Consider the following 23,827-nt stretch of genomic DNA (forward strand, 5'->3'; position numbering starts at 1 on the left):
TTTTAAACATATGAAAAAAATAACAAGCATATTTCAGCTTTTAGTTGCGCTATTTTTTGGAGTTGCATTGGTCTTCTTTTTGGCGTTTGATAGTGTGAAGAATGGTTTCAATATCGAGGAACTTACTGCTGGGAAGGTGGTAGTCTGGATGCTGGTCGGATTTGTGATATATTTATTAGCTTGGTTATTTCAGAGCATGTATGCCAAGGGGCTCAATAAGAAGATCATGAAGATGGAGAGTGAGAATAATAGTTTGAAAGCCAAGCTTTATGATATTGAACAGGGAAGAAAGTCAAAGGTGAGTGAGGAGAGAACGAATGTTTCAGAGGATGAAAAGGATTCCTCGGTGATCAAACCACGGCAAAACATCAAATAGTAGAAAGTAAAAGACTAGTATAATAATTAGTATATTAGGAAATCTCTTATCGAGATTTCCTTTTTTATTATCAAGAATAGATTATCAAATGGTAGCTAAAACTTTTGGAAGCACGGTGTCCGGAGTCGATGCCAAGCTGATTACAATAGAAGTAAATGTAGGTCAGGGAACAAGTTTTTATATGGTAGGCCTACCGGACAGTGCGGTAAAGGAAAGCCAGCAAAGGGTGGAATCAGCCCTGAAATATTTTGGTTATAGGATGCCGCGGCAAAAGGTAGTTGTCAATTTGGCCCCGGCAGATATCCGCAAAGAGGGCTCAGCTTATGACCTTCCCATAGCCATGGGGATATTAAAAGCATCTGAGCAGGTCAGCTTTCCTGAATTGGATCAATATGTGATCATGGGGGAATTGTCCCTAGATGGTCAGCTAAGGCCTATCAAGGGCGTATTGCCTATAGCTATAGAAGCAAGAAGGTCAGGTTTCAAGGGAGTGATTTTGCCCAAAATGAATGCTTCGGAAGCCTCTATAGTCAATAACCTGGACGTGATCGGAGTAGAGACTTTAGAAGAGGCGATAGGATTTTTGGATGGGGAATTGGAGATTGAGCCACTGGTTACGGATACAAGGGATATCTTTTACCATAGCTTGGAAGACTATGAATTTGATTTTGCTGATGTTCAGGGGCAGGAGAATATTAAAAGAGCCATGGAAATTGCTGCTGCTGGAGGTCATAATGTGGTAATGATAGGGCCTCCGGGTGCAGGTAAAACCATGTTGGCAAAAAGACTGCCTTCCATTTTGCCTCCTTTGACCCTACAGGAAGCTTTGGAGACTACCAAGATTCATTCCGTTGCTGGAAAACTGGGGAATGAGGCTACTCTAATAGCACAAAGGCCTTTTCGCGCTCCTCATCATACCATCAGTGATGTGGCATTGGTAGGGGGAGGGGGGAATCCCCAGCCGGGAGAAATCTCCCTTTCGCATAATGGGGTCCTTTTTTTAGATGAATTGCCGGAGTTTAAAAGGACTGTGCTTGAGGTCATGCGACAGCCGCTAGAAGAACGTAGGGTAACCATCAGCAGGGCAAAAATATCCGTAGACTATCCAGCAAATTTTATGTTGATTGCCAGCATGAATCCATGTCCCTGTGGATATTATAATCATCCCGATAAAGAGTGTGTATGTGCGCCAGGAGTAGTGCAACGATATCTGAACAAAGTCAGTGGCCCATTATTAGATAGGATCGATCTGCATGTGGAGGTGACTCCGGTTAAGTTTGAGGAGATGACTTCTATGCGAAAGGCAGAAAATAGTTCATCTATCCGAGAAAGGGTGATTGCTGGAAGGGAAATGCAAGTGAGACGTTTTGAGGAGCATAAGGATATTTACTGTAATGCCATGATGCCATCACATCTGGTAAAAGAAGTATGTCAGATCAATGAAGGAGGAAAAAAGTTGCTGAAAACGGCGATGGAAAGATTGGGGTTGTCAGCGCGTGCCTATGATAGAATTTTAAAAGTTGCCAGAACGATAGCGGATTTATCTGGAAGTGATCAGATAAATGTAGAGCATTTGGCAGAGGCCATTCAATATAGGAGCTTGGATCGTGAAGGGTGGGCAGGTTAGATTAAATTTTTGAATAAGTTTAGTGTTAAATTATAATAATTATGTGATTGAAACAATGAGGCGATTTTTTTTGTCTTTGTATTTTGAGAGAGTCAAATTGAAATATTCTTGTAAAATACTTGCACTTTAATTATTGCCAAGTTTTGGATATATATATGAAATGCTTTTATTTGCAGACAAAGTTGTTGTCACCCTTATATATACAATCCAACTAATTCAACACACTTTTTTACTTTAAAAAGTCAGTTAAAGAAAAAAGCCATCTGCCCAGGCGGATGGCTTTTGCTGTTTTTAGCCGATTAACTGATTTTGTCAAAGGCTTGTGTCATATCTTCCAGAAGGTCTTCCAAATGTTCCAAGCCAACAGAAACGCGGATCAGGTTTTGTGGGGTTTTTGTGTCAGGGCCTTCTACAGCAGCTCTTCTTTCAATAAGACTTTCCACACCGCCCAAACTAGTAGCATTACTGAAGAACTTGAGGTTGGAGATGAATTTGTCCGCATTTTCCGGTCCTCCTTTTATTAGAAAGGAAAGGATTCCTCCAAAACCAGTCATTTGATTTGCAGCTATCTGATGACCGGGATGCTGTGTTAAACCTGGATAAAAGACATTTTCGACCATTGGATGCTGATTCAAGAAGGTAGCGATAATCCCAGCATGCTCAGCATGACCTTTCATTCTATAGGCCAAGGTTTTTATACTTCTGGTTAGGTAGTAGCAGTCAAAAGGAGAAGGTACGGCTCCTCCAGTTTTTTGGACATTTAGTATTTGATTCCAAAACTTACTTTCTTCTTTTGTAATCAATGCCCCTCCAAGAATATCACTGTGCCCCCCGAGGTATTTGGTCGTACTATGCATCACCATATCGGCCCCTAGTTTCAAAGGGTTTTGGAATACAGGTGTGGCGAAGGTGTTGTCGCAAATTGAGAGGATGTCATTTTCCCTGGCCAATTTACATAGGGCTTTGATATCGCTAATTTTAAGTAGTGGATTGGAAGGACTTTCTATCCAAATGAGTTTAGTGTTGGGTTGAAGGCATTTTTTGAGTTTTTGGCTATTACTGAGGTCAATGAATGTAACTTCCAGCTTATCATGGAATATTTCAACCAGCTGTTTTTTGAGACCATGGTACATGTCTGATGGAGCGATTACATGGCTTCCGTGCGGAAGCGCTTGAAAAACAGCCATTCCTGCGGCGTTTCCTGAAGAGAAGGCTGCAGCAGATTTTCCCATTTCAAGTTTTGCCAATAGATTTTCCAGGGCCATTCTATTGGGATTATTGGCTCTGGAGTAAATCAGGGAATCTTTTTGGTGTTCAAAAGTAGTGGATAGCGTGATGGGCTGGACTACTGGTTTTTGGCTGTCTGTCACCAAATTCCCTCCATGAATAGCTATGGTCTCGAATTTCATAATTGTCAATTTTATTTAAAATTAATGAATTTGGACCAAACTGGGTTAAGATTTAGTTGTCTGCATCTGGCTAATTAAGAAAATTGTAGGTGATCAGCTTTAATAAGTAGATTTGAGGGCCATGGGCTGCTGATTTGTATTTTAGAGTTAGGGAGACATTTGTTTAAAAGTTGTCTTATTGAATGTCAGAATAAGTGTCCCATCCATGAGAATTTTTAAATTGTCATAAGAAAAATAGCAAGGCTTTCCAACCATTTCCAATAAAACAGCCTCTTTATAGTGGAAACCGATTAGAATGAAGTCAATTTTTGAAAAAGATCTTATTGCTGCATGTATAAGGCAGGATCGAAAAGCCCAGTTTGAGCTCTTCGAGCGATATAAGGTGGCCTTGTATTCCACAGTGTATAGAATTTTGGATGATGAGGCTGAGGCACATGATGCCCTACAAGAATCTTTTATTGAGATATTCAAGGGGATAAAAAAATTTAGGGGGGAGAGTACTTTGGGTGCATGGATGAAAAAAATAGCAGTGAGAAAAGCGATTCATATGACGAAAAAGCGGATATATTTTTCATCATTGGATCAGGTGGATGCCTTTTCTGAAGCGGGTGTTCTTGATGGTTGGATAGATGGGCAAATGCTGGATCAGGCCATAAGGAAATTGCCGGTGGGGTGTAGAAGTGTCTTTTTGATGATAGAAGTGGAGGGGTTTAAGCATGCGGAATGTGCCCAAATGTTGTCTATTTCAGAAAGTACCTCCAAGTCCCAGCTGTTTTATGCTAAAAAGTTACTACGAGAAAGTTTGAATCAAGTACTGAAGGCATGAAAGAGAATTTTGATTTACCGGAATTTCAGCCCAATGAACACTTTTGGGATAAGCTCCAGGGAGAAAAGAGCTTGGAAAAGCAATTATCCAGAGAGTTGTCGCATTTGCCTTTAGCAGCTCCCAAGGAGGAGGCTTGGCAAGGAATCGAGGAGGAATTGAATAATCAGCATTCAATACGTCCTTTTTGGATAGGGGTAGCGGCGGTTTTCCTTGCTATGGTGGCGGCTTATATACTCTTCATGATGGTTAAAGTGGACCCTTTTTCCAATGAGCAGGAATATCTTCTGACCAATACTTATTCCGAGATGGAAATACCATTTGAGGTGCCAAAGATGAATAAGCAGAAAGTTACTTCGGTTCCGGCAGTAAAAGAAAAGGCAGTACAAAAAGCCTCAAAGGAAAATTTCATGATCAAAGAGGAAATAGCATTAGGTGAAATAGAAGTTCCCGAATTGTCCATGCCTGTGTTTATTACGGAAGCGCCATTGGCTGTGAATGAGCGCCCAAGGCCTGTTCAAGAGGATGAAATCGCGGAGGAAAGCTTTCATGAGGTAAGGGTTTCATGGGGGATTAATGAGAAGATCAACATCAATACAGCTTATTCAGCAAAAAATAAGCTCACCGATACAGAAAGGGAGCTGAGTAAGGTTAGAAGCAATCCAGGGAAGCTTGTTTTGAGGTTTTCCAAAGGGCAATGAAATTGACATTTTTTTGGTTTCCAACTAAATGAATTAATCATAAAAAAAGATAAGAAAAAATGAAAAAGGCAGGTTTAATAGTCATGCTTATGGGGATATTTATGTCTACAGTTTTGGCTCAAGAAGTAGAGAATATGCTTTCCAATAGCCATCAGAAATGGCTTGATAAAGACTGGCCAGTTACTGATACATTGCAGTTCAGTCTGCCCAACGAAGGTAAGGTCTTGTTTTACTATAATGATACTGAATTCTCCACAGATGAGTTGAGAGCAGAACTGGAACCCTTGATGAAAAGGGCCACTAGGTTTCCCGAGTTCGAAACAAAGGCCTTCAGGCTAGCCAATAATTTTGGGCCAACGAGTTTGGGTAATGTTAAAAATAAAATAGACCGAAATTATGTTAGGCATATTGAAAGTATTGAATTGGGGATTCCAGTAGGTATTGATTATACAGCTGGATATTTTACACCTGAAGTTGGTTTTAGGGCGCTTTTGAGTATGCCGGGGTATAGTTTGGGGGCTTCTATCACCAATACTGTTTATTTTCCTGACAGAGAGGCAGGGGAATTGGAAGTGAACAGTAACTGGTTTTTGAATGCGGAGTTTTCTTGGAATAAAGGGCAGGCGGTTGTCAATAATGAACAGACGATTCAATTGGGGGTATTATTGAATCAGGGCAGTTATAAATTGTTTCAAGGAACAAGTTTGCGGGCAGTTTATAGACATAGGTTGAGCAAACATCTTTTTATTCAGGCTGGGCTGGTAGCTACAGATAATTTGAAAACGGTTTATCCAACTATAGGTGTGCGGTTTTGGTGAATTAGGGAGTTCAGCTAACACAAAAGGCTAACCGATCGGTTAGCCTTTTGTGTTTTTTTATATTCCTGTAGTTTAACGAATCCTGTCTACAGATTTTACTAGTAATTCATCTTTTCGGATAAACCTATTGGCAACAATATTGAAGATCATCGCAACTATGATGGTATAGAAACCAAACATAAAGGCGCCACTGGCCATAGGGTTGAAGTCTAGATTATAGCTATAGGTAATATAGACAATAATACCCAGGTTAACGACCATGACCAAAGAGTTGATCATATTAAGGAACATCTGTTTGGTCCTTGTTTTGAACTGGCTAAGGCTATAAAGGGCAATTAAGGCTGCAAGAATAGCCAATGCGCCGATATAATAAGTGCCAGTTTCTTCAATTACCGAATCGTTGGTCACATCCATATGGGTCATTGACCAAGCCGTCAATTTTAGGCTTTCAGTTTGATCTACATTTACTTGTGTCCAAATAGGGAAATAAGTAACCAAAAGCATGGCAATGGCCACAAGGAATAAGAAGATAGTTTGAACTCGCTGTATCATTATTAAATTTTAAAACTTTTGACAAAGAAAGGTGGTAATTTGAATATTAGCAAGGAATCACGCATTTCCCAAATTATATTCATTGGGAATAGTATCTTTGTGGATTCATGAAAGCACAAAAAAGGTATTTTCTGGAGGTGGCCTATAAGGGAACCCGTTATCACGGATGGCAGGTGCAGCCCAATGCTGTTACCGTTCAAGAGGAAATAGATAGGGCGCTTGCTACCATTTTGCGAAGAAAGATTGATACCATGGGCAGTGGTAGGACAGATACAGGGGTGCACGGTAAGCAGCAATATTTACATTTTGATAGTGAAGAGATTTTGGATAAGCGGACATTCCTGAAAAAAGTCAATGCTGTTTTGCCCAAGGATATCAGCATTTATGACTTATTGGAAGTGAAGCCTGAAGCCCATGCGCGGTTTGATGCTGTCTGGAGAAGTTATGAATACTATATCTCTTTGCGAAAAAATCCGTTTGAAGAAGAGTTGTCCTGGCAATGTTATTATTCACTGGACGTGGAGGCCATGAATGAGGCCGCTAAATTATTACTCAAGTATAGGGACTTTGAGTGCTTTAGCAAGGTCAAAACAGAGGTCAATCATTTTGAATGTGAAATAAAAACGGCTTATTGGGAACAAAAAGATCAGCATTTGATTTTCCATATAACGGCAAATCGTTTTTTGAGGGGGATGGTACGGGCAATAGTAGGTACTTTAGTGGAAGTAGGTACCGGAAAGATGGACAAAGAAGGGTTTAGGGCGATTTTAGAAAGTAAAAGTCGGGCAAAGGCCGGTGCAGCTGCTCCTGCCAGAGGTTTGTTTCTGAGTCGTGTGACTTATTCCGAAGAAATATTTATATAAAAAATAGTAATAGATTTTGAGTCTAGACAAGGAAAATGTAAGAAGCGGAGATATCATTGATACCCAGGTGCTCCGTAAGTTATATACGTTTGTATCGCCATATAGGGGGAGATTTTTCTTTTTGATCTTCTTGACCGTTGCATTGGCTGCTTTGGCACCGACCAGGCCTCTTTTTATTCAAAAAGCCATAGATGACTATGTGGCATATGGTGATAAAGAAGGCTTAATATTTATCATTGTGATTTTGGTAGGCTTGTTGGTCTTGCAGGCGGTGGTGCAATTTGCCCATACCTATCTTTCAGGATGGCTGGGCCAGGTGATTATCAAGGATATTAGGATTGGGCTTTATAAGCATTTGTTAAAAATGCGTTTGAAGTTTTTTGACAATACTCCTATTGGTCGACTGGTGACCAGAAATATTTCTGATATAGAAACACTTTCCAATGTGTTTAGTGAAGGCCTTGCGGCCATAATCGGTGACCTCTTGCAGTTATTTACTATTCTTGGTGTAATGTTCTGGTTAGACTGGAAGTTGACCCTGGTAAGTTTAAGTACTTTGCCCTTGCTGATCATATCTACCTATGTGTTTAAGGAAAAGGTGAAGGTGGCTTTTAATGAAGTGAGAAATGCTGTTTCCAATCTGAATTCATTTCTTCAGGAACATATTACGGGAATGAATATAGTGCAGATTTTCAACCGTGAGAATGAAGAATACAGGAAGTTTAAGGAAATCAATACAGAGCACAAAAAGGCCCATGTTAAATCGGTATTGTATTATGCCATTTATTATCCAGTAGCTGAGATTATCCAGGCAGTGGGAATAGGTTTGGTCGTTTGGTATGGGGCTACCGGTGTTTTCGGCTTGGATCTTAAGGTGGGGGTGTTGATTTCATTTATCATGTTCCTGCAATTGTTTTTTAGACCTATTAGAATGCTGGCCGATCGATTTAATACCTTACAGATGGGGGTAGTGAGCGCCTCGAGGATCTTTAAGTTATTGGAAAGTGATGAGCATATTCCAAATGAAGGGAAGTTGGTTCCAGAAAAGATCAAGGGCAATATTGAATTGGACAAGGTCTGGTTTGCCTATAATGATGAGGAGTGGGTGCTTAAGGATATCAACTTTAAGGTAAAACATGGTGAGACCGTTGCCCTTGTTGGAGCCACGGGTGCGGGTAAATCCTCCATAATTAATCTGATCAGTCGTTTTTATGATATCAATAAAGGAAATATTAAAGTCGACGGGACAGATATTAAAGCATTTGAATTGGGAGTGCTAAGAAAGCATATAGGCGTGGTATTGCAGGATGTATTCCTGTTTTCTGATACCATTTACTATAATATCACTTTGGGCAATGAGGATATTACCCGGGAACAAGTCATGGAGGCTGCTGAGTTGGTTGGGGCCCGAAAATTTATTGAGCGTTTACCTGGGGGCTTGGATTATAATGTCATGGAACGTGGTGCTACCCTTTCTGTAGGGCAAAGGCAATTGATCTCATTTGTTCGTGCCATGGTATACAATCCTGAGATCATTATTTTGGATGAAGCCACCTCATCTGTGGATACAGAAACCGAAGAACTAATCCAAAATGCGATAGATAAGATGATGAAAGGTAGGACCTCCATCGTTATAGCCCATAGACTTTCGACCATCCAAAAGGCAAATAATATCATTGTGTTGCATAAGGGGGAAATCAAAGAAATGGGTACCCACGAGTCACTGCTTGAAAAAGAGGGGTACTATGCCCAGTTACATCAGATGCAATTAAAATCCATGGTGAGCTAAAATATGGAGGCCTATTGATCAGTTATTGCTTAATAGGGATTAATTTTGCACCGTTTGAATTAAAATACACTTACACTATTATGAAAAGATTATTGCTATTGTTCATCTTTAGCTTGCCTGTCATGGCCTTTGCTCAAGAACAATCTATCGGTTTGAGGTTGGGAGAGCCTTTAAGTATTACTTACAAAACTTTTATTGAAGAAAAAATTTCCCTGGAAGCGATGATTGGTAGGGGAAGTTCCAATAGTTCATCCTATTACAGAAGGGTATTTGATAATAACAAGCCTGCTCCAGGATCATTTTATGTTAACCACAGCTCAGGAGGAGGCCTTTCCTTAAATGGCCGTGTGGCCTATCATGAGGATGTTACTTCAGAGTTTGATATAACTGAAGGCAAACTATTGGCTTATGGTGGTGCTGGACTCCAACTGAGAAGCATGTCTGTTGAATATGCTTATTATGAAACACCAGACGCCAGTATCCTTAGGTATGAAAATAGAAATAATGTGGATTTTGGTCCTGAAGTGTTTGGTGGAGGAGAATATTATTTAGAAGAATTGCCGATTACCGTATTTGCTGAAATAGGTTTGATGATGGAAATTGTAGACAGGCCTGGTCATATCAAGTTGCAGGGCGGTTTGGGTGTCAGGTACCTTTTTTAGGAGTAAAGATTAGAAGAGAAAAGAATAAAGTTTAAGTCCCTGCGATTGGTGACCTTATAAATTAATGATTCAATTATGAAAAAGGCGGCGATTATCGTGGCGATAGTAGGTTTGCTTGGGCTTGGAGCCTTTGCCTATCTGGGTGGTTTTGAGGCAATACCGATAGAGAGCAAATCATTGGGTGAATTCAAATTATATGGTTTGACCTATAGGGGAACCCCGCAAGATGAAGGCCTCAAGAAAACTTTTGAGCAAGTAGAAAGCCTCAAGGAAGCTAATCCCGAGGCGGTAATGCATACCATTTATTATGTAGAGCCAGCAGGGAAATTGGATACCATGAAAGTGTTTGTGGGCTTAGATCGCTTGGATGATCAGCTTGGAAAGGATTGGGAGGAAAAAACTATTCAAGCAGCACAAGCATTAGTTGCAGACCTTAAGGTGAATAAACTGGTGATGCCAAGACCCGAGACGGTCAAGGATGAGTTGAGGGGATTTGCCGCTGATAATGGATGGGAGCTTCAAGGCCTGTTTATTGATAGGCTATTAACAGAAGATCATGTCCAGGTAATAGCCCCATTAAGAAAAGCTGACTAAAGAATACAATAAAACTGGTACGGTTTTAGTTATTGTTAAAATGTTGGGGCATTTTGGATATTTGGAAAATTATCCTTCCTTTGGGTCCTGATAGGAATTGATTAGAAGTGTAAACTATCTCAACTATGAAAAGATTATTGTTAGTATTGTTTGTAGCTTCAGCCATGATTTTTCAAGGCTGTGAAGGGCCAGAAGGACCTCAAGGACCTCCGGGTGTGGATGGAGGATTGATTGTTGGAGAGGCATTTGAGATGACGATTGATTTCAATGACGAGAATGCTTTTGCTGAATTATTTGAATTTACAGAGCCTTTAGTGGATGGTGATGCATTGCTGATTTATATGGAAGAGGCTTCTCCAGTTTATGAAGATAGTTTTGCCTGGAGATTGCTTCCTCAGACTTTCTATTTCAATGAGGGGATTTTAGTGTATAACTTTGATTATACCCCGGTTGATTTCAGCGTCTTTATGGATGGAGCAATTGATTTCACACAGTTGGATCCTTACTGGACAGATGGTTTGACCTTTAGAGGAGTGATCATTCCTGCTGATTTGGTAGATGCTAGAATGGATTTCTCGGATTTTGAGGCGACAATGAAGCACTTTGGGATTACCGAAGAAGACTTTCAAAAGAAATAATATCAAATAAAGGAACCTTAAAGCCGTTGAGATAAAGATCTTAACGGCTTTTTTTATTTCTGTCCATCCAATTGCCAAAAAGGGTTCGTATTATTTCTTTTCATCAACTATCTTTGTGCCATGCAATTTAAAAATGACTTGTTATTAAGGGCTGCCCGCGGGGAGCAAGTAGAAAGAACGCCAGTTTGGTTGATGAGGCAGGCTGGGAGGATTTTGCCGGAATACCGTGAAGTGAGAAGTAGTGTAAGTGGCTTTATTGAATTAGCTCAGACACCAGATTTGGCTGCTGAAGTGACCATTCAGCCTGTGGATTTGCTAGGGGTGGATGCGGCCATTATTTTTTCGGACATTTTGGTGATCCCAGAAGCAATGGGCTTGCCTTATGAGATGATTGAAAAACGCGGTCCTAAATTCCCTGATACGGTTTCTTCTGCTGCTGATTTGAAAAAGCTTCGGATTGCAGATGGTGTGGATGACCTTAGTTATGTTATAGAAGCGATTAAGATCACCAAGAAGGCCTTGAATGGTCGAGTGCCATTGATTGGATTTGCAGGTGCGCCGTGGACGATTTTCGCTTATATGGTAGAAGGTTCGGGCAGTAAGACTTTTTCTAAGTCTAGGGCCATGCTCTATCAAGATCCAGATTTGGCTGAAACGCTTTTGGATATGATCACCAAGTCGACCATCAATTATCTTAAGGCGCAGATTGCTGCCGGTGCTGATATAGTTCAAGTATTTGATAGCTGGGCAGGGATCCTTCCTCCAGATCATTATCAGAAATATTCCTTGAAATATATTTCGGCCATATGTGATGCCATTACCGAGGTTCCTGTGACAGTATTTGCAAAGGGTGCTTTCTTTGCTCGTGAAGAAATGGCCAAGTTGAACTGTGAGACTATCGGACTCGATTGGAATATGGGGATTGAAGAGTCAAGGAGATTAATTGGTCCAGGTAAAACACTACAGGGTAATTTAGATCCTGCTGCACTATATGGTTCGGCTGATGAAGTAGAGGCGGCCACCAAGAGGATGTTGGACCAGTTTGGGACAGGAAGGCATATTGCCAATTTGGGCCATGGTGTTTATCCAGATATAGACCCTGAGAAAGTTAAGGTGTTCATCAACACCGTGAAGGAATACAGTACCCAAATGAGAGCAGAAAAGGTCTAAGAAATTTAGAAAAACATAATATTTAAAGCCTTCGCCTGTTTGGTGGAGGCTTTTTTATTTGACAATTAGCTCATCGCCCACCTTGACTGTTCCGTTTTTTAAGGAAATAAGGTTTTGTCCAAACAGTACCTTATTGTTTTTGCGCCTATAGGCAGATAAGGTCTTTAGCGGTTCTTTCCCTTTAAGGCCAGTGTTTTGATCTACAGTGGTCAATACGCATCTGGCGCATGGTTTCGTGATCTTAAAACTACAATCTCCAATTTGAATATTCGACCAATCATCTTCTTGGAAAGCTTTACCGCCGCTGAATACCAGGTTAGGCCTGAACCGTTCCATAGGAACAGGATTTTCCAATCTTGAGTTTAGGTCATCTAAGGAACCTTGTCCGATTAAAAGATAAGGCATTGCATCTGCAAAGCTGACAGTTTCATTGTCGACCGAATATTTTTCTTCTATTGGCCGAAAGCTGTCCTCAGGCATAAAGATAAGTTGGCAGTTAATATTTAAGACCTCAGAAAACCATTGGTTGGCCTTTGTGCTGACAATTTGGCCCAAAAGGCTATCGCCCCAGACCTGAACTTGGATAAAATCGTCTGTTTCTGGAGTAAAAGGGATGTTAATGTATTGGTCTTGTTTGGTCTTATGAAAAACCTTTAATCCATTTTCTTGTAAATCGACTTGTAATAAAGCCATGTGGTGCAGGCTACGTTGGCTGAGAAAAGTGCCCTGTTCATCTACCAACATCCATCTACGATCCCATTTAAAGCCTTTGGTTAGGACTTCGGATTCCTGTAATCTAATTCCTCCCAATGACTTAATGGGGTAAATATAAATGTCTTGGATCTTCATAAGTGGCTTTTGCCAACTAAGTTAGATGATAATCAGAAAAAACAGTAAAATAAATGTCCTATTTGTTTTTCCTTTCTTGGGGAAATGGAAGGGTGAAATATTTGTTCCAAGGGTTGTTTTAATTTATCTATTGAAGGAATAGAGTCGGTTTGGCTCAAATTGCTGGGTGTTTCGGATTCCTTTTCACTATCAGATAGGATCAAGGATACTATCAAGCCTATTAAAAAGACAATTGCCCATCTTATCCGTTCTCTATTTTTCGAAGTTTCCATCGGTCAAGTTTTTATTAAGGAGATAGTATATCATTTGTCAAGTTTTAAAAGTGTCAATGATATTGATTCGTGCTCTTTTCTAAAGCTTTCACTTTATAGATGCCAATAAGTATCAAATGGTTGCACCAAGTACCTTAATAAAACAGAAAAATAATAATAAATGTGACTAACAGGGGAATTTAAGTGATGGATATTGGTTTATAATTCTGTCTAGAAAAAGTAGGGTTGACAAAATAACATTCCAATGTCTCCTGTTCATGGGTGGCTTGACAGATTTTTATACCGAAATCTAAGTTGTTTGTCATGTTTGCTGACAATCTGACACAGAAAATTAAGAATTAGCGCTTGGCACATGACTTGTTAAATATGTTTTCGAGTAATCATATAGAAAACAGCAATAAAGAAATATAAAAAGTTATGGGAAAAATTATCGGTATAGACTTGGGAACCACTAACTCTTGCGTTGCCGTAATGGAAGGTAACGAACCAGTGGTAATCCAGAACAGTGAGGGAAGAAGAACAACCCCTTCTATTGTTGCATTTTTGGACAATGGAAACGGAGAAAGAAAAGTGGGAGATCCCGCCAAGAGGCAGGCTATCACCAACCCAGCAAACACCATTTCTTCAGTGAAAAGGTTTATGGGTAAAAAATTCTCTGAGGTTTCTGATGAGAAAAAGCATGCTTCATATAAAGTAGAAAAAGGTTCTAATGATACTGTAGCTATAAAAATTGGAGACAGATCTTATACTCCTCAAGAGCTTTCAGCTATGATTCTTCAAAAAATGAAGTCTACCGCTGAGGATTTCTTGGGACAGGAAGTAACTGAAGCAGTAATTACTGTTCCGGCTTACTTTAACGATGCTGAGCGTCATGCCACAAAAGAAGCTGGCCAGATTGCAGGTTTGGATGTGAAAAGAATCATCAATGAGCCTACTGCAGCTGCCCTAGCCTATGGTATGGACAAGAAAGACAGAGATATGAAAATCGCTGTGTATGACCTTGGTGGTGGTACCTTTGATATCTCTATTCTTGAGCTTGGAGATGGTGTGTTTGAAGTAAAATCTACCAACGGTGATGTTCACTTGGGTGGGGATGACTTTGACCAAGTAATCATCAACTGGTTAGCGGATGAATTCAAAGCTGAGGAAGACATTGACTTGAAGCAAGACCCAATGGCCCTTCAAAGATTGAAGGAAGCTGCTGAGAAAGCTAAGATTGAACTTTCAAGTTCTTCATCTACAGAAATCAACCTGCCATATATCACAGCTACGCAAACTGGTCCTAAGCACTTGGTAAGGAATCTTTCTAGATCTAAGTTTGAGCAATTATCTGAAGACTTGGTGAAAAGATCTATGGAGCCTTGTAAGAAGGCCTTGTCAGATGCAGGAATGTCTGCTTCTGAAATTGACGAAGTGATCTTGGTAGGTGGTTCTACAAGAATCCCTAAAATTCAGGAAGAAGTAGAGAAGTTCTTCGGTAAAAAGCCATCTAAAGGCGTTAACCCTGATGAGGTAGTGGCGATTGGTGCTGCCATCCAAGGTGGTGTATTGACCGGTGAAGTGAAAGATGTATTGTTACTTGATGTGACTCCGCTTTCTTTGGGTATCGAGACAATGGGTGGTGTATTCACCAAATTGATCGAAGCCAACACTACCATTCCATCTAAGAAGTCTGAGACCTTCTCAACTGCTGCTGACAATCAACCTGCAGTAGATATCCATGTGCTTCAAGGTGAAAGACCTTTGGCAAAGGATAACAGAAGTATCGGTAGGTTCCAGTTGAGCGATATTCCGCCAGCGCCAAGAGGAGTGCCTCAAATCGAAGTAACTTTCGATATTGATGCGAATGGTATCCTTCATGTGTCTGCCAAAGACAAAGGAACTGGTAAAGAGCAGAAAATTAAGATTGAAGCTTCTTCCGGTCTTTCTGATGAGGAAATCGAAAGAATGAAAAAAGAAGCTGAGGCCAATGCAGCTTCTGATAAAGAGGAAAAAGAAAAAATTGAAAAGCTTAACCAAGCTGACAGTTTGATCTTCCAGACTGAAAAGCAATTGAAGGAGTTTGGAGATAAGCTTTCCGATGGAAACAAAACCAATATTAATGGTGCTTTGGAGAAATTGAAAACAGCTCACCAAGCTCAGGATTTGGAAGCGATCACTCCAGCTATTGAAGAGTTAAATAAAGCTTGGGAAGCAGCTTCTACAGAAATGTACAATGCTACTCAAGGAGCAGGTGCTGAAGGTGCTGCTGGAGCAGGTGCCGGAGCTAGTGCAGACGGTGGTGCGGAAGCAGGAGACAGTGTTTCTGATGTAGATTATGAAGAAGTAAACGAAGAAGACAAGAAATAATTTTCTTCGGGATCAAGTATAAAGAAAAGCATCTCGATTTTTTTTCGAGGTGCTTTTTGTTTTTAAAAGTAATTGACAAAAGCTTAGGAGTTATGCGCATAACTGAAGATAATAAGTTGAAAAAACTGGTAGTTGTGGGAGATCGAGTGCTGATCAAGCTCAAAAAGGCCGGGGAAAAAACTTCTAGTGGGCTTTATTTGCCACCAGGTGTAAAAGAAAAGGAACAGGTACAGCAAGGTTATATTATCAAGACCGGTCCTGGTTATCCTATTCCAATGCATGTAGAGGAGGATGAGCCTTGGAAGGAAAAAGAGGAGAATATTCGATATATTCCTTTGCAGGCGAAAGAAGGTGATTTGGCTATTTTTTTATTGAATGGCGCGCATGAGGTGATTTATGAGGAAGAGAAGTTTTATATCGTATCCCAAAATGCTATACTGATGTTGGAAAGAGAAGAGGAGCTTTAAAAGCTCCTTTTTTATACTATGGTGACAGTGATGCCTTTTTCTTCTAACTTTTTAATGAAGTGACTTGGCGTGCCTTTATCGGTAATCACTTCATCGATGTCTTCTATATCACATATTTTCCCAAACCCCTTTCTTTCAAATTTACTGGAATCTGCCAATACGATGGTTTTTTGGACGGACTTGATCATTTGTGCGTTTAGATGGGCTTCCATCATATTGGAAGTGCTGAGCCCATGGTCCATGCTGATGCCGTCTGCTCCTAGGAAAAGCTTGCTGCAGGAAAACTGTTTCATCATGTTCTCCGCATAATATCCAACGACAGAGGAACTACTTTTTCTTACAACTCCACCCAATTGGACCACTTCTACTTCTGGAAGGTCAATTAATGACATGGTGACGTTCATGGCAGCTGTAAGCACGGTCAAGCGTAGGTTTTTAGGGATGACCTGGGCAAAGGCAACAACAGTGGTTCCAGACCCGATGATGATGGCATCATCTTGAAGTATCATTTCTGCTGCTTTTTGGGCTATTCGTTTCTTTTCGTCAACTTTTTCAAGCTGTTTTTCATTTACAGACCGATCGTTTACATATGGAGGTACCGGAGTAGCGCTTCCATGGGTCCGATAGAGCAGTCCTTTGTCTTCAAGGATTTTGAGGTCTTTTCGTACAGTTACCATGGTGACCTTCATGCTTTTACTCAGCTCGGATACACTTACATACCCTTCTTGGTCCAATTTTTCCAATATTAACTTATGTCTTTCTGCTATCGTCATGATGAAACGAAAATAATCAATTATTCCTAAAGATTTGTTTTAACCTAAATTTAATTGTTTTGTATCTTTTTGTTTCTATTTATTTCTTTTTGTATTACTTTTCAGGTGTTAATCAGTTTTTATGGATAGATTAGGAAATATAAGGAAATTAAAGGAAGCGAACGAGGCTTGGGATATTGTGGTGATTGGAGGTGGAGCCTCAGGTTTAGGAGTGGCTTTGGATGCCTTGTCCAGAGGGCTTAGCGTATTGCTGCTTGAAGGGAGTGATTTTGCCAAAGGGACCTCTAGCAGAAGTACTAAGTTAGTTCATGGAGGCGTGAGGTACTTGGCGCAGGGTGATGTATTCTTGGTATGGGAAGCCTTACGTGAAAGGGGGAGAATTCTCCGAAATGCACCACACTTGGCAAGTGTACAGCCTTTTCTTATACCTATATATTCGTATTGGGATAAATTGAAATATACCATAGGCTTAAAGGTTTATGATTGGATGAGTGGTAGGTTAAGTTTGGGGGATTCCTATTATATTTCAAAGCAGGAGGTGAAAAGACGCTTGCCGACGGTAATGCAAGAAGGCTTGTTGGGTGGTGTGGTTTATCACGACGGTGCATTTGATGATGCAAGGTTAGCCTTGAGTGTGGCTCAGACTTGTGATGATTTGGGAGGAAATGTGCTTAATTATGCCAAAGTGACCTCTTTGTTAAAATCAGGTGATGGGAGGATAAATGGTGTAAGGGTGAAAGATGTTTTGGGAAAGGAGAGTTATGAGGTGCATGCGCGAATGGTGGTCAATGCTACTGGGGTTTTTGCAGATAAAATATTGAAGTTGGATGAGCCGGATGCTCCAAAAATGATCCGGCCAAGTCAAGGTGTTCATTTAGTTTTGCCTTTGGAGTTTTTGGGGAGTGAAGATGCATTAATGATTCCTCAAACTAGTGATGGTAGGGTTTTGTTTGCGGTGCCTTGGTTAGGGAAGTTGGTAGTGGGTACAACAGATACCTTGCGAAAAAAGGCCAAGCTTGAACCGGAGGCTTTGTCCAGAGAAATTGATTTTATACTTCAGACTGCAGGTTTATATTTGCTTAAGAAGCCTACTAGAAAGGATGTACTTGCCGTTTTTGCAGGTTTGAGACCTTTAGCAGCTCCGAAGGAAGGAAATGCAAAGACCAAGGAGATTTCGAGAAATCATAAGGTGATTGTTTCTTCATCTGGCTTGGTGACTTTGACGGGTGGCAAATGGACTACCTTCAGGAAAATGGGAGAGGATACGGTGGACTGTTTTTCAGGTTTAACCGGTAAAAGTGTAAGGAAAAGTGCGTCTTGGAAAGAACGGATACATGGTTTTGGGCCTGTTCTTTTGGAAGGGCATTGGAAGCAATATGGTGCAGATGCGACGGAACTCCTGCAAATGATCAAAGATGAACCTGGGTATGCTAAGGTTCTTCACAAGGACTATCCATATACTGTCGGAGAAGTGGTTTGGGCCGTAAGGAAGGAGATGGCTATGAAGTTGGAGGATATGCTGGCCCGAAGGATGAGGATATTGTTTTTGGATGCCAAAGCGGCATGTGATATGGCTCCTTTAGTAGCGGAAGTGATGGCAGGAGAGTTGAAGCAAGGTGAGGAGTGGATAATGAGTGAGTTGGAAGCATTTAAGAAAACAGCAAATAAATATATGATTTAACAATATAACCATGACCCAAAGTAAGCAGTACATTTTAGCCTTGGATCAGGGGACTACCAGTTCCAGGGCAATACTTTTTGATCAATCTGGTCAGCCAGTAGGGATGACTCAAAAGGATTTTAAACAGTATTTTCCCCAGTCAGGTTGGGTAGAGCATGACCCGACAGAAATTTGGACTTCTCAGTCTTCCGTAATTTTGGAGCTGATAGCAGAGACCGAAATTTCTCCAAAACAGATTGCAGGAATGGGGATTACCAATCAGCGTGAAACGACAATTTTATGGGATAGAGAAACTGGTAAGCCCCTCTATAATGCTATCGTATGGCAAGATCGTAGAACGTCTGCATATTGTAATGAATTAAATAACAAAGGACTTGCTGATATGATAAGGTCTAAAACTGGCTTGGTCATTGACGCTTATTTTTCAGCAACCAAGATCAAGTGGATTTTAGATCATGTAGAAGGACTAAGAGAAAAAGCGGAGCAGGGAAGGGTTTGTTTTGGTACAGTGGATAGTTGGCTGGTATGGAAGTTGACCAAGGGAAAAACTCATATAACTGATATTACTAATGCTAGTAGGACCATGTTGTTCAATATCCATGAGAGACAATGGGATAAAGAATTATTGGCCTTGTTTGATATTCCTGAGTCCATTTTACCAGAGGTGAAATCCTGTAGTGAGGTTTATTGTGAGACTGCAGGGGATGTTTTGTCTACGAAAATCCCTATCGCTGGGATCGCGGGAGATCAGCAGGCAGCGCTCTTTGGGCAGCTATGTACTGAATCAGGAATGGCCAAGACCACTTATGGTACAGGTTGCTTTTTAGTGATGAATACTGGGGAGAAGCCAGTGGATTCCAATAATCGATTGTTGACAACAATAGCTTGGGAAATCAAGGGCAAAGTTAAATATGCTTTAGAGGGTAGTGTGTTTGTTGGCGGTGCGGCCATTCAATGGTTAAGGGATGGGATAAAAATCATCCATGATGCAAAGGAAAGCGAATCTCTTGCCCAGGAAGTCGAGGATAGTGGGGGAGTTTATTTTGTTCCTGCTTTGACAGGCCTGGGTGCGCCATATTGGGATCAAGATGCCAGAGGGGCGTTTTTTGGGATTACAAGAGGGACTAATCGGGCGCATTTTACAAGGGCAGCATTAGAAGCGGTGGCTTTTCAAGTATATGATGTACTGAATGCTATGGAAAAGGATGCAGGAGGGAAAACTATTGAAATGCGTGTTGATGGGGGAGCGTCTGCCAATAACTTTTTGATGCAATTTCAAGCAGATTTGGTAAGGAGTGATATTAGGCGACCCAAGGTTACTGAAACTACCGCTTTGGGAGCTGCGTTTTTGGCAGGTTTGGCTGTTGGTTATTGGGATAGTGAAGCTACTTTGCAGCAATTATGGGAAGAAGATGCATGTTTTAGTGCACAGAAAACCAATGAGGCCGTGGCTGAAAAGTTACATTTCTGGCATAAGGCAGTAGACAGGTCTAAGAATTGGGAGGAATCCTGATTTTATATTTTTCAACACATCTCAATAATAAGATAAACGATGAATATATACGTAGCTGAATTTATTGGTACTGCCCTTTTGATCTCGCTAGGTTCCGGGGTGGTCGCCAATGTGGTTTTAAAAGAAACCAAAGGGTACCAAAGTGGTTGGATCGTGATAACCACTGCTTGGGCATTGGCGGTGTTTGTGGCTGTGGTGGTGGCTGGTCCATACAGTGGTGCCCATATCAATCCTGCAGTTAGCGTAGGTTTAGCTGTAGCGGGTTTATTTGATTGGGGGCTTGTTCCGGGGTATGTGCTGTCACAAGTTTTGGGGGCTTGTTTTGGCGCTTTTATAGCTTGGTTGGTATACAAGGATCATTTTGATATTACGGAGGATAAAGGGCTTAAATTTGCTCCATTTGCGACAGCTCCAGCGATTAGGAATTATACCTCCAATTTTATTTCTGAGGTAGTAGGGACCTTTATATTGATTTTTGTGATACTGTATTCTACAGGTGCGCAATTGGAGGATGGGAATAATACGCCGATTGGCCTTGGGGCATTAGGTGCCTTGCCAGTGGCATTTTTGGTGTGGGTGATTGGTTTGGCTATGGGCGGAACTACTGGTTATGCTATTAATCCCGCCAGGGATTTAGGACCGAGGATTGCCCACCAGTTTCTGCCTATCAAGGGGAAAGGGAGTAGTGATTGGACCTATAGCTGGGTGCCTATTTTGGGGCCATTGACAGGGGCCTGTTTGGCGGCTATTTTGTATTTATTTTTGGGCACGAGTTAATTTTTGTCAAACTAAAATGGAATTTTTATCCAATGAGAAGATTTTATTTTTTAGCGCTGGCTTAATTAGTGGCCTGCACTCAGGCTAAAGAAACAATCAAAAATGATGTAGAGACCATAGTTATCAATACTGAGGAAATTGAGGATAGTGTGGACATCTCTTCTATAATTAAAGAAATCCGTTTTGTGCCACTTGAAGACAAAGATGGTAATTATTTAAAGGGAGCGGATAGGGTTTTGATTACAAAGGATCATTATATCTTATTTGATCGATTTAATTCAGGTGAAGTCAAAGTCTATGATAGGCTGGGGAAGTTGGTCAAGCAAGTGGGTGAGAAAGGGCCGGGGCCATTAGAAGTACGGCAAATAAATGATTATTGGTTAAATGAAGAAGGCTGTTTGGAAATCTATGATTTCAACCTGAAAAAAATTGTGGTTTTTGATAAGGAATTTATTGCTGACAGTTCATTTAGGACCAAAGATCTGCTCATTTTTAATAATGTAATTCCTATGGTTGGAGGGCAAGGTTATGTTGGATTTAAATCATTTAGCCATCACAATGGCCCATTTAATAAAGTACATTATAAATTGGGGTTTTTAGATAAGGATTTCGGGCTAAAAAATACGGCATTGGATTATTCTCCTGAATTAGACGGAGCTTTAGTGACTACTCCAATAAGTCCATTTGAGAGATATAGGGATTCAATAAGATTTTATCAAAATTTTGATCCAACTATTTATCATGTGCAATCACCAGGTGTTTTGGAAAAACGTTTTGTTATTCAATACCAGCCTAACCCTATTCCGGATAATTGGGAAGAAGAAATCATTTTACCTAATGAATCAGTTTTTAAATCAAAAGGCATAGACTTTAAGAAAACAAGGGCTGTTTTTCAGGGAAAGGCAGGATTTGCGGGGAGTTGGAAAGAGTCAAGTAAATATGTTGTTATCAATTCAATTGATGAAAATTATAAGGGTTTCTATTCTCTCTATTCAAAATCAGGAAATAAAGTGATTTCTAATGGAAGGGCACTCGTTGAAAAGGATCGTTATCATATGGCACTGCCTCCTATTCAGGTGGTGGATGAGGAAAGTGAAATGTTTGTCGGTGTTTGGCAAGGAGCTTTATTGAAGGAATATATCCTTATGGAAAACAGTCCATTTCAGGAGAAAATAAAAGATTTGGAAGGTTATTATCTAGTAGAGGTCAGTTTTAAATGATAAAAAAAAGCGAACCAATTTTGGTTCGCTTTTTTTTATCTTGCTGTTTAGCTGATCAATCAAGGATTTTTTCAGCCAAAAGAATAATTTCATTTTCTCTTACTTCCACTACACCGCCGTCCACTTCTAAAGACTGCTTGCCGTCATTGGTAGTGTAAGAAACGGTTCCTTTTGCCAGTGCAGATACAATAGCAGCGTGGTTTTTCAATACTTGGAAAGTTCCTGAAGCACCTGGGAAAGTAGCTTCTGAGATTTCTCCATGATATACCTTTTTGTCCGGTGTTATGATTTCTAAATGCATGATGCCGTTAGTTTTGTTTTAAAAAATCACAGGGAAAAGCAGACGAATAAGCTTTTACCCTGTGATTCAGTCCTCCATAGTGACTGGAGGGCTTTGATTATTTAACCTCAGCAAGCATTTTCTCGCCTTTGGCGATAGCATCATCGATGTTACCTACCAAGTTGAATGCTGCCTCAGGAAGGTGATCCAATTCACCGTCCATGATCATGGTGAAACCTTTGATGGTGTCCTTAATGTCTACTAGCACACCTTTAAGTCCTGTAAACTGCTCGGCTACGTGGAAAGGCTGAGACAAGAATCTCTGAACCCTTCTAGCTCTGTGAACAACCAATTTATCTTCTTCAGAAAGTTCTTCCATACCAAGGATGGCAATGATATCCTGAAGTTCTTTGTAACGTTGTAGTAATTCTTTAACTCGAGTAGCACAGTCATAGTGCTCATCGCCCAAGATGCCGGGCTCGAGAATTCTAGAAGTAGAATCCAATGGATCCACGGCAGGGTAGATACCCAACTCGGCAATTTTACGAGAAAGTACAGTAGTAGCATCCAAGTGAGCGAAAGTAGTCGCTGGAGCAGGGTCAGTCAAGTCATCCGCAGGTACGTAAACGGCCTGTACGGAAGTAATTGAACCATTTTTGGTAGAGGTAATTCTCTCCTGCATGGCACCCATCTCAGTTGCTAGGGTTGGCTGGTAACCTACCGCTGAAGGCATACGACCCAAAAGGGCGGATACTTCAGAACCTGCTTGTGTGAATCGGAAGATATTGTCAATAAAGAATAGGATATCTTTACCAGCGCCATCGCCTTCACCATCACGGTAATATTCTGCAAGTGTAAGACCTGTCAAGGCCACACGAGCACGGGCACCAGGAGGTTCGTTCATCTGACCGAACACAAATGTTGCCTTAGAGTCTTTAAGTTTTTCAAGATCTACTTTAGAAAGATCCCATCCACCTTCATTCTCAAGAGATTCTACGAAGTCATCACCGTAAGTTACGATACCAGACTCGATCATTTCTCTCAAAAGGTCATTCCCTTCACGGGTTCTCTCACCAACACCAGCAAATACAGAAAGACCTGAATAAGCTTTTGCAATGTTGTTGATCAATTCCTGGATCAATACGGTTTTACCTACACCGGCACCACCGAAAAGACCAATTTTACCACCTTTGGCATATGGCTCGATCAAGTCGATAACTTTGATACCTGTGTAAAGCACTTCAGTTGAAGTAGACAGGTCCTCAAATTTAGGAGCTTGTCTGTGGATAGGAAGTCTTTTGGGAGAATCCACTTGCGGAAGGCCATCGATTGGCTCACCTACTACATTGAATAGACGTCCTTTGATTCCCTCTCCAGTTGGAACAGAGATAGGAGTGCCCAAGTCTACAGCTTCCATTCCTCTGGTCAAACCTTCTGAAGAGTCCATCGCAATGGTTCTTACGCGGTCTTCACCGAGGTGTTGTTGAACTTCCAATACTACTTTTTGACCATTCTCTTTGGTGATTTCGAGTGCGTCCAGGATATTCGGCAATTTTCCCCCTTCGAATGAAATATCTACTACGGGGCCAATCACCTGAGTTATCTTACCAGTATTCGCCATTTT

Annotated in this window: 23 protein-coding genes; 17 read left to right on the top strand and 6 right to left on the bottom strand. The window is 40.8% G+C overall.

Annotated features, from left to right (window positions below):
* Nucleotides 1-10: 10 nt before the first annotated feature.
* Both H7U17_RS07665 and H7U17_RS07670 read left to right on the top strand, forming a co-directional pair.
* Nucleotides 11-376, top strand: coding sequence for a hypothetical protein (locus H7U17_RS07665; protein WP_186756071.1), 366 nt, complete (start codon nt 11-13; stop codon nt 374-376).
* Nucleotides 377-464: 88 nt separating this feature from the next.
* Nucleotides 465-2,003, top strand: a complete 1,539-nt coding sequence (locus H7U17_RS07670; RefSeq protein ID WP_186756072.1) for a YifB family Mg chelatase-like AAA ATPase — start codon at nt 465-467, stop codon at nt 2,001-2,003.
* A 299-nt stretch (nt 2,004-2,302) separates the two neighbouring features.
* Here the strand turns inward: H7U17_RS07670 and H7U17_RS07675 are convergent, their stop codons facing one another.
* Complete coding sequence (locus tag H7U17_RS07675; RefSeq protein WP_186756073.1) at nt 2,303-3,412, bottom strand: trans-sulfuration enzyme family protein; 1,110 nt, start codon at nt 3,410-3,412, stop codon at nt 2,303-2,305.
* A gap of 295 nt (nt 3,413-3,707) precedes the next feature.
* On the opposite strand from H7U17_RS07675, the gene H7U17_RS07680 reads away from it, so the two are divergent.
* From H7U17_RS07680 to H7U17_RS07690, 3 genes are read left to right on the top strand one after another with little or no spacing between them, the layout of a single operon-like run.
* On the top strand, nt 3,708-4,238 hold the full coding sequence (locus tag H7U17_RS07680) for an RNA polymerase sigma factor (protein ID WP_186756074.1): 531 nt from the start codon (nt 3,708-3,710) through the stop codon (nt 4,236-4,238).
* The gene (locus tag H7U17_RS07685; RefSeq protein ID WP_186756076.1) at nt 4,235-4,936 is read left to right on the top strand and encodes a hypothetical protein; all 702 of its coding nucleotides are present in this window, start codon (nt 4,235-4,237) and stop codon (nt 4,934-4,936) included. The genes H7U17_RS07680 and H7U17_RS07685 overlap by 4 nt, the downstream gene beginning before the upstream one ends.
* 59 nt (nt 4,937-4,995) lie before the next feature.
* The gene (locus H7U17_RS07690) at nt 4,996-5,754 is read left to right on the top strand and encodes a hypothetical protein (RefSeq protein WP_186756078.1); all 759 of its coding nucleotides are present in this window, start codon (nt 4,996-4,998) and stop codon (nt 5,752-5,754) included.
* Nucleotides 5,755-5,826: 72 nt separating this feature from the next.
* Here the strand turns inward: H7U17_RS07690 and H7U17_RS07695 are convergent, their stop codons facing one another.
* Complete coding sequence (locus H7U17_RS07695; RefSeq protein WP_186756079.1) at nt 5,827-6,306, bottom strand: DUF4293 domain-containing protein; 480 nt, start codon at nt 6,304-6,306, stop codon at nt 5,827-5,829.
* 107 nt (nt 6,307-6,413) lie between these two features.
* Here H7U17_RS07695 and truA point away from each other — a divergent pair, with 107 nt between their 5' ends.
* The 6 genes from truA (at nt 6,414) to hemE (ending at nt 12,022) form a co-directional block, all read left to right on the top strand.
* A complete protein-coding gene (truA, locus tag H7U17_RS07700; protein ID WP_186756081.1) occupies nt 6,414-7,169 on the top strand; it encodes a tRNA pseudouridine(38-40) synthase TruA in 756 nt (251 codons plus the stop codon).
* 16 nt (nt 7,170-7,185) lie between these two features.
* On the top strand, nt 7,186-8,958 hold the full coding sequence (locus H7U17_RS07705; protein ID WP_186756082.1) for an ABC transporter ATP-binding protein: 1,773 nt from the start codon (nt 7,186-7,188) through the stop codon (nt 8,956-8,958).
* A gap of 80 nt (nt 8,959-9,038) precedes the next feature.
* Nucleotides 9,039-9,620, top strand: a complete 582-nt coding sequence (locus H7U17_RS07710; protein ID WP_186756083.1) for a hypothetical protein — start codon at nt 9,039-9,041, stop codon at nt 9,618-9,620.
* 75 nt (nt 9,621-9,695) lie between these two features.
* Nucleotides 9,696-10,214, top strand: coding sequence for a GyrI-like domain-containing protein (locus H7U17_RS07715; protein ID WP_186756085.1), 519 nt, complete (start codon nt 9,696-9,698; stop codon nt 10,212-10,214).
* Between the two features lie 125 nt (nt 10,215-10,339).
* A complete protein-coding gene (locus tag H7U17_RS07720) occupies nt 10,340-10,852 on the top strand; it encodes a hypothetical protein (protein WP_186756086.1) in 513 nt (170 codons plus the stop codon).
* 120 nt (nt 10,853-10,972) lie between these two features.
* Nucleotides 10,973-12,022, top strand: coding sequence for a uroporphyrinogen decarboxylase (hemE, locus tag H7U17_RS07725; RefSeq protein ID WP_186756088.1), 1,050 nt, complete (start codon nt 10,973-10,975; stop codon nt 12,020-12,022).
* A 54-nt stretch (nt 12,023-12,076) separates the two neighbouring features.
* On the opposite strand, the gene H7U17_RS07730 is transcribed toward hemE, so the two are convergent.
* Complete coding sequence (locus tag H7U17_RS07730) at nt 12,077-12,871, bottom strand: MOSC domain-containing protein (protein ID WP_186756090.1); 795 nt, start codon at nt 12,869-12,871, stop codon at nt 12,077-12,079.
* A 689-nt stretch (nt 12,872-13,560) separates the two neighbouring features.
* Here H7U17_RS07730 and dnaK point away from each other — a divergent pair.
* Together dnaK and H7U17_RS07740 are read left to right on the top strand one after the other, a co-directional pair.
* Nucleotides 13,561-15,492, top strand: coding sequence for a molecular chaperone DnaK (dnaK, locus tag H7U17_RS07735; RefSeq protein WP_186756091.1), 1,932 nt, complete (start codon nt 13,561-13,563; stop codon nt 15,490-15,492).
* Between the two features lie 92 nt (nt 15,493-15,584).
* Nucleotides 15,585-15,959, top strand: a complete 375-nt coding sequence (locus H7U17_RS07740; RefSeq protein ID WP_186756092.1) for a co-chaperone GroES — start codon at nt 15,585-15,587, stop codon at nt 15,957-15,959.
* Nucleotides 15,960-15,970: 11 nt separating this feature from the next.
* On the opposite strand, the gene H7U17_RS07745 is transcribed toward H7U17_RS07740, so the two are convergent.
* Nucleotides 15,971-16,732 (bottom strand): DeoR/GlpR family DNA-binding transcription regulator, encoded by a 762-nt coding sequence (locus H7U17_RS07745; protein WP_186756094.1) that lies wholly within the window; start codon nt 16,730-16,732, stop codon nt 15,971-15,973.
* 121 nt (nt 16,733-16,853) lie between these two features.
* Between H7U17_RS07745 and H7U17_RS07750 the strand changes: the two genes are divergently transcribed.
* The 4 genes from H7U17_RS07750 (at nt 16,854) to H7U17_RS07765 (ending at nt 21,923) form a co-directional block, all read left to right on the top strand.
* Complete coding sequence (locus H7U17_RS07750; RefSeq protein ID WP_186756095.1) at nt 16,854-18,413, top strand: glycerol-3-phosphate dehydrogenase/oxidase; 1,560 nt, start codon at nt 16,854-16,856, stop codon at nt 18,411-18,413.
* Nucleotides 18,414-18,423: 10 nt separating this feature from the next.
* Nucleotides 18,424-19,926: a glycerol kinase GlpK gene (glpK, locus tag H7U17_RS07755; protein ID WP_186756097.1), complete on the top strand. Its 1,503-nt coding sequence runs from the start codon at nt 18,424-18,426 to the stop codon at nt 19,924-19,926.
* A gap of 39 nt (nt 19,927-19,965) precedes the next feature.
* Nucleotides 19,966-20,703, top strand: coding sequence for an MIP/aquaporin family protein (locus tag H7U17_RS07760; protein WP_186756098.1), 738 nt, complete (start codon nt 19,966-19,968; stop codon nt 20,701-20,703).
* A 68-nt stretch (nt 20,704-20,771) separates the two neighbouring features.
* Nucleotides 20,772-21,923, top strand: coding sequence for a 6-bladed beta-propeller (locus H7U17_RS07765; protein WP_186756099.1), 1,152 nt, complete (start codon nt 20,772-20,774; stop codon nt 21,921-21,923).
* Between the two features lie 55 nt (nt 21,924-21,978).
* On the opposite strand, the gene atpC is transcribed toward H7U17_RS07765, so the two are convergent.
* Both atpC and atpD read right to left on the bottom strand, forming a co-directional pair.
* Entirely contained in the window at nt 21,979-22,224 is a 246-nt protein-coding gene (gene atpC, locus H7U17_RS07770) for an ATP synthase F1 subunit epsilon (protein ID WP_186756101.1), read from the bottom strand.
* 97 nt (nt 22,225-22,321) lie between these two features.
* The gene (atpD, locus tag H7U17_RS07775; RefSeq protein WP_186756103.1) at nt 22,322-23,824 is read right to left on the bottom strand and encodes a F0F1 ATP synthase subunit beta; all 1,503 of its coding nucleotides are present in this window, start codon (nt 23,822-23,824) and stop codon (nt 22,322-22,324) included.
* Nucleotides 23,825-23,827: the final 3 nt, after the last annotated feature.

This window comes from Echinicola salinicaeni (assembly GCF_014280965.1).
In the GTDB taxonomy this organism is placed as follows: Bacteria; Bacteroidota; Bacteroidia; order Cytophagales; family Cyclobacteriaceae; genus Echinicola; species Echinicola salinicaeni.